Consider the following 12,547-nt stretch of genomic DNA (forward strand, 5'->3'; position numbering starts at 1 on the left):
CCCAGCCTCTTCCGCTGGGGCTACACCGATCGGCGGCTCGTCGCCGTCGCCGTGGGGGGGCGCCGGGGCGCCGCCAACCGCGGGGGGGGGGGGGCCCCCCGCCGCCCCCCCGGCGTGGGGCGGGCGGGGCGCGTGGGCGCCCCTCCGGCCGAGTCGCCGCGGTTCGCTCCGCGGCGCGTGCCATGATCTGGTGACGTCGCCGTCCGTGGCGACCTCGGAGGGGGTCGGCATGAGCGCGCACTGGTGGAGGCTCGACCCCGGAGGCGCCGTCATCGGCCTGCTGGCCGCCGCGCTCTCGATGACTCCGTCGCTGCTGCCCAGGCCGGCGCTCCTCCAGGGCGCGATCACGGCGCTCGCATTCCTCGTCGGGTACGCCGTCGGGGTCGGCCTGTGGTGGATCGTGCGCCGCTTCGTCCGCTGGCGTCCGAAGCCCGGACACCGTCGCATCGCCTGGTGGGTGTACCTCGGTGTCGCCGTGGTACTCGCGATCGTGCTGGCATTCGCCTCGATCGGGTGGCAGAACGAGGTGCGCCGAACGGTCGAGCTGCCCGAGATCGACGGCTTCGACGGCCTGTTGTTCGTCGTCGGATTCGTGCCGGTCGTCGTCATCGGCATCGCCCTCGCCCGTGCCGAGCGACGACTCGGCAGGCGGTTGTCCGCCCGACTCGGACGCGGCTGGGGCGTGACCGCCACGGTGGCGATCGTCGTCGCCTCGACCGTCGCGCTCGTCTCGGTCGTGATGTTCGGCCTCGACCGGCTCTACCTCGCGAACAACGGCCCGGCGGCCCCGTGGGTCACCGAGCCGATGAGCGCCTTCCGCTCGGCGGGCCCCGACTCCGAGGTCGAGTGGGATCTCGTGGGCCGGCACGGCACCGCCTTCCTCGGCGGCGGCCCGAAGGCCGCCGACATCGAGGAGCTCACCGGCAGGCCCGCGCTCGAGCCGGTGCGCGTCTACGTCGGGCAGGCGAACGCGCCGACCGTCGAGGAGCGCGCGGCGATCGCGGTGCGCGAGCTCGAACGCACCGGCGCGTTCGAGCGCGATGTGCTCGTCGTCGCCACGACGACCGGGTCCGGATGGCTGGAGCCCCAGGCCGTCGACGCCGTCGAGTACCTCCACGGCGGCGACACCGCGATCGTGTCGATGCAGTACGCGTACACGCCGAGCTGGGTGTCGTTCGTCTTCGACCCCGATGCGCCCGTCGAGTCATCCGTCGCCCTGTTCGAGGCCGTGCAGGCGAAGTGGGAGACCCTGCCCGAGGCGAGTCGCCCGCAGCTCGTGGTCTACGGCCTGAGCCTCGGCGCGCACGGGACGCAGGAGGCGTTCGGCGGCCTGGACGACCTGCGCGCGAACACCGACGGCGCGCTCCTCGTCGGCAGCCCGAACGGCGCCACGATGTGGCGCGAACTCACCGATGGGCGCGACGCGGGCAGCCCGCAGTGGCAGCCCGTCGTCGACGGCGGACGCGAGGTGCGCTGGTTGTCGGTACCCGGCGACTTTCCACGCGCTCGGACCGGACTGGGCGGGGCCGCGCGTCGCGTACCTGCAGCATGCGAACGATCCCGTCACCTGGCTCGGCCTCGAGCTGATCTGGGCGGAGCCCGACTGGCTGAAGCCCGGGGAGCGTGCCGACGAGGTCAGCGACTCGATGCGCTGGATTCCGGCCGTGACGGCGCTCCAGGTCGTCATCGACATGTTCATGGGCGAGAGCGTGCCCGCCAGCCACGGACACAACTACGGCGACGTCGTGCTCGACGGCTGGCAGGCGATCACGGGTGACGGCGGCCTCGACGCCGCCGCGATGGCGCGCGTCCAGGGCGTGCTCGAGGGGTACGCGGAGGTGCAGCCCGTCGGCAGCGTCAGCGAATAGTCGTTGCGGGGGCGTGCGACGTGGGCGGTTCGACCGTTAGGCTGCGATCGTCGGGTCCCGTGGCGGATTCGAGGCTCGGGGGAGCCGGTCCGATGGGGGAGGAACGCCATGCGCGTTGTCCGAGGTGCTGCCGTCGCGGCAGCGGTGATCATGGTGGTGGCGCTCGCCGGTTGCGCGCCGGAACCGGAACCGTACGCACCCCGCGTCTCCGCCGACGGCCCACCGCCCGGTGATGCGGTCGAAGGGGCCGAGGGAGGTCTCGATGACGCACTCGAGGCCTTGACGGGCGACATCGAGGAGATCCTCGAGGAGTCGGGCGTGCCGGGCGTCGCCGTCGCCGTCGTGCGCGGCGAGGAGCTCCTGTACGCCGAGGGGTTCGGCGTGCGCGAGGTCGGCGAGGACGCACCCGTCGACGAGTCCACGGTGTTCCAGATCGCCTCGATGTCCAAGCCGATCGCGGCGACCGTGGTCGCCTCGCAGCTCGGCGACGAGCTCGCCTGGGACACTCCCGCCGCACAGCACCTGCCCGGGTTCGCGCTCGCGGAGCCGTGGGTCACCGAGCACGTGACCGTCGGCGATCTCTTCGCCCACCGCTCGGGACTGCCCATGGCCGCAGGCGACTCCCTCGAGGACATCGGGTACGACCGCGATGACATCCTCGCTCGCCTCGACCTGGTGCCCCTCGACCCGTTCCGCACGACGTACAACTATGCGAACTTCGGGCTCACCGCGGGGGCGGAAGCGGTCGCGAACGCCGTCGGCACCGAGTGGGAGACCCTGTCGGAGGAGGCCCTCTACGAACCGCTCGGCATGGATTCGACGAGCTCGCGCTACGAGGACTTCCTCGACCGTGAGAACCGGGCGACGCTGCACGCGCTCGAGGACGGCGAGTTCCAGCCGCTCTACGAACGCGACGCCGACGCCCAGACGCCCGCGGGAGGCGTCAGCTCGAACGTGCTCGACCTCGCGAAATGGATGTCGCTGCTGCTCGGCGAGGGGACCTTCGCGGGTGATGAGCTCGTGCCCGCGGCGGAGCTGGTTCCGGCGCTCACGCCCGAGATCGTCTCGGGCCACGCGGGCGCACCCGACCTGCGCGCCGGATTCTACGGCTACGGGTTCAACACCGGCACCGACCCGACGGGGCACACGACCGCCTCGCACTCGGGGGCGTTCTGCCTGGGCGCCGCGACGAACTTCCAGATCGTGCCGAGCCTCGGCCTCGGCGTCGTCGCGCTCACGAACGGCGGTCCGATCGGCGTGCCCGAGGCGATCGTCAGCACGTTCCTCGATCGCGTGCAGTTCGGCGAGGTGCACCGCGACTGGCTGGCCGACTACGGGCAGGCGTTCGCCCACTATTACGAGCCCGCCGGTGACCTCGCGGGCGAGGAGCAGCCGACGGATGCCGCGGCTCCGGGCCCGCTCGAGGAGTACGCGGGCACGTGGACGAACCCGTACTACGGCGATGCCGTCGTCGCGGTGGAGGGCGACGCGCTCGTGGCGACCCTCGGCCCCGACGGCGGGTACGCGCTCGAGCTCGAGCCGTGGAACGGCGACGAGTTCGCCTTCGTGCCGACCGGCGAGAACGCGCCGTGGGGGTCGAAGTCGTCAGCGACGTTCACCGTCGGCGGCGGGGCCGACACGATGACGCTGCAGTTCTTCGACGCCGGCGGCCTCGGAACCTGGACCCGCTGACCCACCGTCGACGCCTCAGGCCCCGGCGGCCACCGCGTTGTGCAGTTCGTCGGAGCTCACGCCGAAACGGCCGATGCCGCCGGCGATGTTCGTCAGGAGCACGAAGCACACGCCGAGCGAGGGCGTGATCCAGAACTCGGTGCCGGCCCAGCCGCCGTGGCCGTACGTGTCGCTCGCGAGCAGGCCCGGCGCCGAGCGCCGCACGTTCCACGTGAAGCCCCAGTCCTGGCCGCGGGCGGCGGGATAGGGCTCGAGTTTCGGCAGCCCGGCCGTGAGCGGGCGGAGCATCGCCGACGTCGTCACTCGCGAGACGAGCGATCCGTCGTCGCGGAGCAGCGCGCTGCCGACGGCGAGCAGGTCGTCGGCTCGGCCGAGGAGGCCGGCGCCCGGATGCCGCTGGGAGGAGAACCTCGCGTAGTCGAGCCCCCGCTCGGCGGCCTCGATCGGATCATGCCGGCTGACGTCGGCGTCGAACGTGAAGCCCGTGGCACCGACACGCTCGCCGACCTTCGCGACGGCTCGCTCCCACGGGGCGCCGGAAGCGTGCTCGATGAGCGCGGCGACGCCCTCGAACGCGATCGTCGAGTATCGGCTGACCGTGCCCGCGGCGAAGTCGCGTCCCGGTTCGAGCAGCCCGCGTCGGAGTCCCTGCGGGTGGTCCATCGGCGGCTCGACGATGCCCGAGGTGTGGCTGACCAGGTGGCGCAGGCGCACGACGTCGTCGCGGCCGGCGCCGAACTCGGGAACAGCATCGGTGAGCGGGGTGTCGGGCGTGAGCCGGCCCTGCTCGATGAGGTGCAGGGCCGCGAGTCCGACGATCGGCTTCGTCACCGAGAAGAGCGGGTAGTGGTCGTCGACGGATGCTGCGCCGAACGCCTCGAGCGCCACGGTGCCCTCGGCCGTGGCGATGCCGAGCACTGCCGAGGGCAGCGGGCCCCGCTCGACGTTGCGCCTGGCCCAGTCGAAGGCGTGGTCGAAGATCGGCATGGTGATCCTTCCGGGTGTTCGGGTGGAATTCGGGTGCAGGGGTGGGCGGTGATCGCGGCCGACAGGCCGAGCGCTCAGCTGCGAAGCACGACGTTGCGGGGCTCATCGCCCCGAAGCATCCGCTCGACCTGGTCGCGCACGAGCCGGGCCATGCGCGGCATCATCGCCGTCGAGGCGCCGCCGACATGGGGTGAGACGAGCACGTTCGGCAGGGCGAAGAGCGGGTGTCCGTCGGGCAGCGGCTCGGGTTCGGTGACGTCGAGGGCGAACCGCAGCCGACCGCGCGTGGCGTGGTCGATGATCGCATCGGTGTCGGCCACGCGGCCGCGGGCGATGTTCACGACGAGCGCGCCGTCGGGCAGCGCGCTGAGGAAGGCGTCGTCGACGAGGTCGGTCGTGGCATCCGTCAGCGGCACGCCGACGATCACGATCTCGGCGTCGGGCAGCAGGGCGGGGAGCTCGTCGATGCCGTGGATGCGGCCCCGCTCGTCGTCTCGAGCGCGGCTCGCGACGCGTGTGACCGCGACCTCGAACGGCAGCAGGCGATCCTCGATCGCCTTGCCGACGCCGCCGTACCCGACGATCAGCACTCGGCGGTCGGCGAGGCTCGCGTGCCTGGCCGGCGCCCAGCGCCCCTCGCTCGCCGCGCGCACGAAGTCGGGGATGCCCCGCTGGGCCGCGAGCACGAGGGCCAGCGTCAGCTCGGCGGTCGAGGTCTCGTGCACGGATGCCGCGTTCGCGTAGACGTGGCCGGGCGGCAGCGCCGCCGCGACATCGTCGTATCCGATCGACTGCGACTGCACGAGGCGCGTCGTGACGCCCTCGAGCGCGCCGAGCTTCGCCGAAGCGCCCATGTACGGCGGAACGACGAGGTCGATGTGCTCGGCCGGGGCCGGGCCGGTGAGGTCCCACAGCACGACGTCGACGCCCGCGGGCAGGGGGCCGATCGCATCGCGCAGGGTGGCGCCGGGCAGGGACACGATGAGGGCGGGCGCGTCGGTCATGCTGCGATCCTTCCAGAGGGGAGCGGAGGACTGGTAACGTCCCGCCCATGGACGACGACGGGGCGGCGCCTGCTGGCGGCACGGCGAGACCCGGCCATCGGAGCAAGCGCGACCGCTTCGCCGGGCGCCCGGTCGAAGAGCGCGCCGAGGCGCTGAAGGAACGGGTCTATGCGACCTTCACGGGCCTTGCGATCGTGCTCGTGCAGCACGCGAACGCCGAGCACCTCACGGCGCAGCAGGCCACGCTCGCACTGCTCGTCGGCATCGTCGGCATCACCGCCGCGGGCTTCGTCGCAGATGTCGTCTCGCATCTCGCCGTGCACGCGGCGTTCCCGGAGGGGGCAGAGTTCCGCAAGATGCTGCGGGTCGCGGGCGAGGCGTTGGCTTCGGCCTCGGTGCCGCTCATCCTGCTCGTGCTGGCGTGGTTCGACGTCATCGGCCTCGCGGCCGCGCTCCGGGCGGCGAGCATCGTCTACGTCGCGACGCTCGCCGCGATCGGTTACCTCGCGGTGCGCCGCACCCGCCTGCTGTGGTGGCAGCAGGGCATCGCGCTCGTCATCCTCGTCGGTCTCGGCTTCGCGGTGATCGCGCTCCAGCAGCTCGCGCACGCGCACTGATCCATCCCCGAATCGGAGCGGAGTCGGGCCTCAGCGGGCGACGGGCTCGTACCGGCGCGGTGCGAACGCCTGCGCCACGAGTGCGCGCAGCGCCTCGAGGTCGCCGTCGACGAAACCCTGCGCGCGGGCCTGCACGAGTACGTTGCCGATCGCGGTCGCCTCGACGGGGCCGGCGAGCACCGGGATGCCGGCACGGTCGGCGGTGCGCTGGCAGAGCAGCTCGTTGAGCGCTCCGCCGCCGACCACGTGGATCGTCTCGACGTCGACGCCGGAGAGCACCGATGCCGTGCGCACGGCACCGGCGAACGCCTCGGCGAGGCTCTCGATGATCGACCGCGCGAACTCGGCGCGGCTCGCAGGTGCGGGGACGCCCCGCTCCGCGCACCACTCGGTGATGCGGCCGGGAAGATCGCCCGGCGCGAGGAAGCGCGGGTCGTCGGCGTCGAAGACGGCGACGGGCCCGGTGACCGATGCCGCGGCCGAGAGCAGCTCGGCGAGGTCGATGCGCTCGCCGCCCCGCTCCCACCAGCGCACCGACTCCGACAGCAGCCAGAGGCCCATGACGTTGTGCAGGAACCGCACGCGGCCGTCGACGCCGCCCTCGTTCGTGAAGTTCGCCGCGCGTGCGGCATCCGTCGTCACCGGGTGCTCGAGCTCGACGCCGACGAGTCCCCACGTGCCGCACGAGATGTAGGCGGCCGACTCGGCCCGCATGGGCACCGCGACGACCGCCGAGGCGGTGTCGTGCGAGCCGACGGCGACGACCTCGATGCCCGCGGGGGCGCCGAGCTCGGCGGCGACGGCGGCGCGCAGCGGGCCGAACGACTCCCCGGGGCTCACGAGCGGTGCGAACACGGATGCCGGGAGCCCGAGCCGCTCGATGAGCTCGTCGTCCCATTCGCCCGACTCGACGCCGACGAGCCCCGTGGTCGAGGCGTTCGTGCGTTCGGCGAGGCGCGCCCCGGTGAGCTGGAACCCGATGAGGTCGGGCACGAGGAGCAGCGAATCGGCGACGCCGAGGCATCCGTCGGCCGCATCACGCTCGGCGGCGAGCTGGTAGATCGTGTTGAAGGGCAGGAACTGCAGGCCGTTGCGGCGGTAGAGCTCGTCGAACGGCACGACGGCGTGCACGGCATCGACACCCCGGTCGCTCCGCCCGTCGCGGTAGTGGAACGGCTCGCCGAGCATGCGGTCGCCGCGCAGCAGCCCGTAGTCGACCGCCCAGGAGTCGATGCCGATCGAGGCCGTCGACGGGTCGCGCCGGAACGCCTCGGCGAGGCCCGCGCCCAGGTCGCGGGAGAGGCCCGTGACGTCCCAGTGCAGGCCGGAGGCGAGGCGCACCGGTCCGTTCGGGAACCGCGCGACGTGGTCGAGCGCGAGCGTGCCCGCGCGGCCGTCGACATGGCCGAGGATGACGCGACCGCTCGTCGCCCCGAGGTCGACGGCCGCGACGCTGCCCGCGCTCGTCGGGGTCATCGCAGGAAGGCGGCGGCGACGCCCGCGTCGACGGGGATGTGCAGGCCCGTGGTGTGGCTGAGCTCGGGACCGGTGAGCACGATGACGGCGTTCGCGACGTGCTCGGGGAGCACCTCGCGCTTCAGGATCGTGCGCTGGGCGTAGAACTTGCCGAGGTCCTGCTCCTCGATGCCGTAGGTCTTCGCGCGGTTCGCACCCCACCCGCTCGCGAAGATGCCCGAGCCGCGCACGACGCCGTCGGGGTTGATGCCGTTGACCTTGATGCCGTACTCGCCGAGCTCGACGGCGAGCAGGCGCACCTGGTGGGCCTGGTCGGCCTTCGTCGCCGAGTAGGCGATGTTGTTCGGTCCGGCGAAGACCGAGTTCTTCGACGAGATGTAGACGATGTCGCCGCCGAGGCCCTGATCGATGAGCACGCGTGCGGCGGCCTTCGACACGAGGAACGAGCCCTTGGCCATGACGTCGTGCTGCAGGTCCCAGTCGGCCTCGGTGGTCTCGAGCAGGGGCTTCGAGAGCGAGAGGCCGGCGTTGTTGACGACGAGGTCGAGGCCGCCGAAGGCGAGCACCGCCTCGTCGATCGCGGCCTGCACGGCCGCGCCGTCGGTCACGTTCGCCGCGACGCCGATCGCGACGTCGGTGCCGCCGAGCTCGGCGGCCGCCGCCTGCGCCTTCTCGAGGTCGAGGTCGGCGATGACGACGCACGCGCCTTCGGCCGCGAGCCGGGTGGCGATCGCCTTGCCGATGCCCGAGGCTGCGCCCGTCACGAGCGCGATGCGGCCCGCGTGCGGCTTCGGCTTCGGCATCCGCTGGAGCTTCGCCTCCTCGAGCGCCCAGTACTCGATCGCGAACTTCTCGGCGTCGCTGATCGGGGAGTAGGTCGAGAGCGCCTCGGCGCCGCGCATGACGTTGATCGCGTTGACGTAGAACTCGCCGGCCACGCGCGCGGTCTGCTTGTTCGCGCCGTAGCTGAACATGCCGACGCCGGGCACGAGCACGATGAGCGGGTCGGCGCCGCGGATCGCGGGGCTCGAGGCATCTGCGTGCGCGTCGTAGTACGACTGGTAGTCGGCCCGGTACTCCTCGTGCAGCTCCGTGAGGCGCGCGACCGAGTCCTCGATGCTCGCCGAGGCCGGCAGGTCGAGCAGCATGGGCTTGACCTTGGTGCGCAGGAAGTGGTCGGGGCAGCTCGTGCCGAGTGCGGCGAGCGCACCCGACTTCGAGCGGGCGAGGAAGTCGAGCACCTCGGGTGCGTCGGTGAAGTGGCCGACCATGGGCTTGTCGTGGCTCGCGATGCCGCGGATCGTGGCGGCGAGGGCGGCGGCCTTCACGCGGCGCTCGGTCGCCTCGAGCGGCTCGAATCCGGGTACGAGAGCGCCGAACGGCTCGGCTGCGCCGTGCTCGGCGATGTACGCGGCGGCGGTGTCGATGATCCAGAGGGAGTTCGCCTCGGTCTCCTCCGACGTGTCGCCCCACGCGGTGATGCCGTGCCCGCCGAGGATGCAGCCGATCGCCGCGGGGTTCGCCGACTTGATCGCGGCGATGTCGAGCCCGAGCTGGAAGCCGGGGCGGCGCCACGGCACCCACACCACCGTGTCGCCGAAGATCTTCGCCGTCAGCTCCTCGCCGTCGGCGGCGGTGGCGATCGCGATGCCGGAGTCGGGGTGCAGGTGATCGACGTGCGCCGCGTCGACGAGGCCGTGCATGGCCGTGTCGATCGACGGCGCCGCTCCGCCCTTGCCGTGCAGCGTGTAGTCGAACGCGGCGACCATCTCGTCTTCGCGCTCGAGGCCCGGGTAGACGCCCTCGAGCGCACGCAGGCGATCGAGGCGCAGCACCGCGAGGCCCTGCTCGGTGAGCGTGCCGAGGTCGCCGCCCGAGCCCTTGACCCACATGAGCTCGACGGGCTCGCCCGTGACCGGGTCGGTCTCGGTGCCCTTGGCCGAGGTGTTGCCGCCCGCGTAGTTCGTGTTCTTCGGGTCGGCGCCGAGGCGGTTCGACCGCGCGATGAGGTCTGCTGCTGCCTGGTTCGTCATGAGGAGGTTCCTTCGGTGGTGCGGAGGGTGGTCGTCGGAAGGGGTCAGGCGCCCCAGCTGGCCTGCACGCCGCCGACGCGGTCGGCGGCGATCTGCTGCAGGTAGCCGGATGCCGCGAAGGCGGCCATGGGGTCGGCGGGCAGGCCCCGCGACTCGCGCCATTCGGCGAGGGCCGGGCGCACGTCGGTGTAGAAGGCGTCCATGAAGATGCGGTTGGCCTCGAGCACGTCGCCCGACACCTGCGCGGAGCGGAGCGCCCCGGTGTCGACGAGGAGGGCGCGCGCCGTCATCTCCTGGACGTTCAGCACCGAGCGGATCTGGCCGGGCACCTTGTCCTCGACGTTGTGGCACTGGTCGAGCATGAACGCGACGTCGGGATTGTTCAGGCCGCCGCCGCGGATGACCTCGAAGAGGATGCGGAACAGCTGGTACGGGTCGGCCGCGCCGACGATGAGGTCGTCGTCGGCGTAGAAGCGAGAGTTGAAGTCGAACGAGCCGAGCTTCCCGAGCCGCAGCAGTTGCATGACGATGAACTCGATGTTCGTGCCCGGTGCGTGGTGGCCGGTGTCGAGGCAGACCATGGCCTTGTCGCCGAGTGCGGCGACCTGGGCGTACGAGGTGCCCCAGTCGGGAACGTCGGTGTGGTAGAACGCCGGCTCGAAGAACTTGTACTCGAGCACGAGGCGCTGCTCGTCGCCGAGACGGGCGTAGATCTCCTGCAGCGACTCGTGCAGGCGATCCTGACGGCCGCGCAGGTCGGCCTGGCCCGGGTAGTTCGAGCCCTCGGCGAGCCAGATCTTCAGGTCGCGCGAGCCGGTCGCGTGCATGATGTCGATGCACTCGAGGTGGTGGTCGATCGCCTTGCGCCGCACGCCGGCGTCTTCGTGGGTGAGGGCGCCGAACTTGTAGTCGTCGTCCTGGAAGGTGTTCGAGTTGACCGTTCCGAGTTCGACGCCGTGCTCCTCCGCGTGGGCGCGGAGGGCCGAGTAGTCGTCGACCTTGTCCCACGGGATGTGGAGGGCGACGACCGGGGCGAGCGCGGTGAACTTCTGCACCTGCGCGGCATCCGCGATCTTCTCGAAGGGGTCGCGGGGGGTGCCCGCCGTCGCGAAGACCTTGAAGCGGGTGCCCGAGTTGCCGAACGCCCAGCTCGGGAGTTCGATCGACTGCTGCTCGAGCTGGCCGAGGACGTCGGTGGGGAGGATGCTCACGATGGCTCTTTCCGGTTTCTGGTGCGTGTTCAGTCGTGCGTCGCCGAGTGCTCGGAATCGAGCGCGGCGAGTTGGTCTTCGAGGTGGAACACCTCGGGAAGTCGTGGGGCGGACTGGTCGGGGCGTCCGCCGAGTGAGATGAAGAACCCGGCCATGTCGGCTTCCCACGCTGCGGTGCGCGGATCGAGTTCGAGGGCCGCCTGCGACGCGTCGTCGTCATCGGTCTCGTAGTAGCCGATGAGCAGGCCGTCGGCGCGCAGGAAGAGCGAGTAGTTGCGACGGCCGGAGGCCTCGATCGCGCGCAGCATGTCGGGCCAGACGGCCTCGTGGCGGGCGCGGTACTCGTCGAGGCGAGCGGGGTCGACCTGCAGCTGGAAGCAGACGCGCCGGCCGGCGTTCGACTCGCTCATGGCCTGCTCCGTCCTTCGGTGGATCCGCGGGTTCATCCGTCTGAATGAATCGTTTCAATGCTAGGTCCGGGGCGCGGATTCCGCAACTGCTCGAGCGTGGGAATCCGGCTCCTCGTTCGACTCGGCGTCGTGCCGGGAACGGGTTGGGGCCCTGCGCGGCGAGAAGCGCGCGCAGAGCCCCGCGATCGACTAGAAGTCGAAGTCGCCGATGTTCTCCGCGTCGAACACGTAGGGGTCGCCGAGGAGCACGACGCCGTCGGCGCCGACCGTGTACTCGCCGAGCTTGCCCGCGTCGAAGGTGTCACCCTCGGCGCCCGTGATGTCGCCCTCGATGAGCGCCTTCGATGCGAAGGCGGCCAGGTAGCCGAGGTCGGCCGGGTTCCACAGGGCGAACGCCGTGACAGTGCCGTCCTCGACGTACTCGCGCATCTGGTTCGGGGTGCCGAGGCCGGTCAGCGCGACCTTGCCCTGGTACTCCGAGGTCTGGAGGTAGCGTGCAGCGGCCGCGATGCCGACCGTGGTCGGCGAGACGATGCCCTTGAGGTTCGGGTGGGTCTGCAGCAGGGCCGCGGTCTTGTCGAACGAGGTCTGGTCGTCGTCGTCGCCGTAGACGACCTCGACGAGCTCGATGTCGGGGTGGTTCGCAGCGAGCTCCTCCTTCATGAGATCGATCCAGGCGTTCTGGTTCGTGGCGTTGGCCGAGGCCGACAGCACGGCGATCTCGCCCGCATCGCCGATCTGCTCGGCGATGAGGTCGACCTGCACCTTGGCGATGCCCTCGGCATCGGCCTGGTTCACGAACAGGTCGCGGCAGTCCGCATTGGTGTCGGAGTCGAACGTGACGACCTTGACGCCTGCGTCGCGTGCCTCGTTGAGCGCGTCGCAGATCGCCTTCGGGTCATTCGCGGAGATCGCGATCGCGCCGACGCCCTGCTGGGTGAGCGTGTTGATGTAGCTGACCTGGCCGTCGGGCGTGGCCTCGGCGGGGCCGACCTCGGCGAAGGTGCCGCCGAACTCCTCGATGGCCTCCTCGCCGCCCGCGTTCGACGTGTCGAAGTACGGGTTGCCGAGGTTCTTCGGCAGGAAGGTGATCGACAGGTTGCCGCCGTCGCCCTCCGCACCGTCGGAGCCGGAGTCACCGGCTGCGCAGCCGGTCGCGACGAGGGCGACGCTCACCGCGAGCGCGGCGAGGGCGGCTGCCCGGGTCTTCTTCTGAAACAACATCGTTGTTCGTCCCTTCATATGGATG

10 protein-coding genes and 1 pseudogene are annotated in these 12,547 nt (G+C 71.4%); 4 read left to right on the forward strand and 7 right to left on the reverse strand.

Going from position 1 to position 12,547, the window contains the following annotated elements:
- Positions 1 to 298: 298 nt before the first annotated feature.
- The 3 genes and pseudogenes from ACFCVM_RS12425 to ACFCVM_RS12435 all read left to right on the forward strand — a co-directional run.
- Positions 299 to 1,480 (forward strand): annotated as a pseudogene (locus tag ACFCVM_RS12425) (alpha/beta-hydrolase family protein); the annotation flags it as partial.
- On the forward strand, positions 1,413 to 1,868 hold the full coding sequence (locus ACFCVM_RS12430) for an alpha/beta-hydrolase family protein (protein WP_375836715.1): 456 nt from the start codon (positions 1,413 to 1,415) through the stop codon (positions 1,866 to 1,868). The pseudogene ACFCVM_RS12425 and the gene ACFCVM_RS12430, both read left to right, overlap by 68 nt.
- A 108-nt stretch (positions 1,869 to 1,976) precedes the next feature.
- Positions 1,977 to 3,560 carry a serine hydrolase gene (locus tag ACFCVM_RS12435; RefSeq protein ID WP_375836499.1) on the forward strand — a complete coding sequence of 528 codons (1,584 nt, stop codon included), beginning with the start codon at positions 1,977 to 1,979 and terminating at the stop codon, positions 3,558 to 3,560.
- 15 nt (positions 3,561 to 3,575) lie between these two features.
- Here the strand turns inward: ACFCVM_RS12435 and ACFCVM_RS12440 are convergent, their stop codons facing one another.
- Both ACFCVM_RS12440 and ACFCVM_RS12445 read right to left on the reverse strand, forming a co-directional pair.
- A complete protein-coding gene (locus ACFCVM_RS12440; RefSeq protein ID WP_375836500.1) occupies positions 3,576 to 4,547 on the reverse strand; it encodes a serine hydrolase domain-containing protein in 972 nt (323 codons plus the stop codon).
- A gap of 74 nt (positions 4,548 to 4,621) precedes the next feature.
- Positions 4,622 to 5,551 carry a 2-hydroxyacid dehydrogenase gene (locus ACFCVM_RS12445; protein WP_375836501.1) on the reverse strand — a complete coding sequence of 310 codons (930 nt, stop codon included), beginning with the start codon at positions 5,549 to 5,551 and terminating at the stop codon, positions 4,622 to 4,624.
- Positions 5,552 to 5,598: 47 nt separating this feature from the next.
- Between ACFCVM_RS12445 and ACFCVM_RS12450 the strand changes: the two genes are divergently transcribed.
- Positions 5,599 to 6,168, forward strand: a complete 570-nt coding sequence (locus ACFCVM_RS12450) for a hypothetical protein (RefSeq protein ID WP_375836502.1) — start codon at positions 5,599 to 5,601, stop codon at positions 6,166 to 6,168.
- A 30-nt stretch (positions 6,169 to 6,198) separates the two neighbouring features.
- On the opposite strand, the gene ACFCVM_RS12455 is transcribed toward ACFCVM_RS12450, so the two are convergent.
- The 5 genes from ACFCVM_RS12455 to rhaS form a co-directional block, all read right to left on the reverse strand.
- On the reverse strand, positions 6,199 to 7,644 hold the full coding sequence (locus ACFCVM_RS12455; protein ID WP_375836503.1) for a rhamnulokinase family protein: 1,446 nt from the start codon (positions 7,642 to 7,644) through the stop codon (positions 6,199 to 6,201).
- Entirely contained in the window at positions 7,641 to 9,677 is a 2,037-nt protein-coding gene (locus ACFCVM_RS12460) for a bifunctional aldolase/short-chain dehydrogenase (protein ID WP_375836504.1), read from the reverse strand. Before ACFCVM_RS12460 ends, ACFCVM_RS12455 begins: the two co-directional genes overlap by 4 nt.
- Positions 9,678 to 9,721: 44 nt before the next feature.
- The gene (gene rhaI / locus ACFCVM_RS12465; protein WP_375836505.1) at positions 9,722 to 10,888 is read right to left on the reverse strand and encodes an L-rhamnose isomerase; all 1,167 of its coding nucleotides are present in this window, start codon (positions 10,886 to 10,888) and stop codon (positions 9,722 to 9,724) included.
- A 29-nt stretch (positions 10,889 to 10,917) separates the two neighbouring features.
- Positions 10,918 to 11,298, reverse strand: coding sequence for an L-rhamnose mutarotase (locus ACFCVM_RS12470; protein WP_375836507.1), 381 nt, complete (start codon positions 11,296 to 11,298; stop codon positions 10,918 to 10,920).
- A gap of 189 nt (positions 11,299 to 11,487) precedes the next feature.
- Positions 11,488 to 12,522 carry a rhamnose ABC transporter substrate-binding protein gene (gene rhaS / locus ACFCVM_RS12475; RefSeq protein ID WP_375836508.1) on the reverse strand — a complete coding sequence of 345 codons (1,035 nt, stop codon included), beginning with the start codon at positions 12,520 to 12,522 and terminating at the stop codon, positions 11,488 to 11,490.
- Positions 12,523 to 12,547 lie beyond the last annotated feature (25 nt).

The sequence above is a fragment of the Agromyces sp. NPDC056389 genome (assembly GCF_042262385.1).
GTDB lineage: Bacteria > Actinomycetota > Actinomycetes > Actinomycetales > Microbacteriaceae > Agromyces.